The sequence below is a fragment of the Vibrio sp. Y176 genome (assembly GCF_033438945.1).
In genome coordinates this window covers 1-685 of sequence record NZ_JAWOQS010000560.1, presented here as the reverse complement: position 1 = coordinate 685, position 685 = coordinate 1, and the positions used below count along the sequence as shown (strand labels likewise).

Below are 685 nucleotides of genomic sequence, written 5' to 3'. Positions count from 1 at the left end.
AAACTCATAAATACCTAAGTATTGCTTAAGCTCGGAGAGTAAAATGAAAAAAGCTGTTGTTGTTTTCAGTGGCGGGCAAGACTCGACAACCTGTCTCGTACAAGCCCTTAAAGAGTTTGATGAAGTGCATGCAATCACTTTTGATTATGGCCAACGTCATAAACTGGAGATCGAAGTTGCGCAAAAGATCGCCAAAGACCTTGGTGTAAAAGCGCATAAAGTGATGGATGTTGGTTTACTGAATGAACTTGCTATCAGCTCTCTGACGCGTGATGACATCCCTGTTTCTCACGAATTACAAGAGAATGGCTTGCCGAATTCGTTTGTGCCTGGCCGTAATATTTTGTTCTTAACTCTTGCTGGCATTTATGCTTACCAAATCGGTGCCGATACGGTGATTACGGGCGTGTGTGAAACGGACTTTAGTGGCTACCCAGATTGCCGAGACGATTTTGTGAAATCAATGAACACGGCGCTGGTTAAAGGTATGGATCGAGCTCTGACGATAAAAACACCGCTGATGTGGCTCAATAAGGCAGAAACATGGGCGTTAGCGGATCAATACAATGCGTTACAACTGGTGCGTGAAAACACGCTAACTTGCTACAACGGCATCATCGGTGATGGTTGTGGCGATTGCCCATCGTGTGATTTACGCAAAGCCGGGCTCGATGAGTACTTGAAT

Annotated in this window: 1 protein-coding gene; it reads left to right on the top strand. The window is 45.0% G+C overall.

Features of this window, described 5'->3' with window-relative positions; genetic code table 11:
* Positions 1-43 precede the first annotated feature (43 nt).
* Positions 44-685, top strand: a 642-nt coding sequence (gene queC, locus R7O13_RS27295) for a 7-cyano-7-deazaguanine synthase QueC (protein WP_318305251.1), incomplete at its 3' end; no start/stop codon positions are given.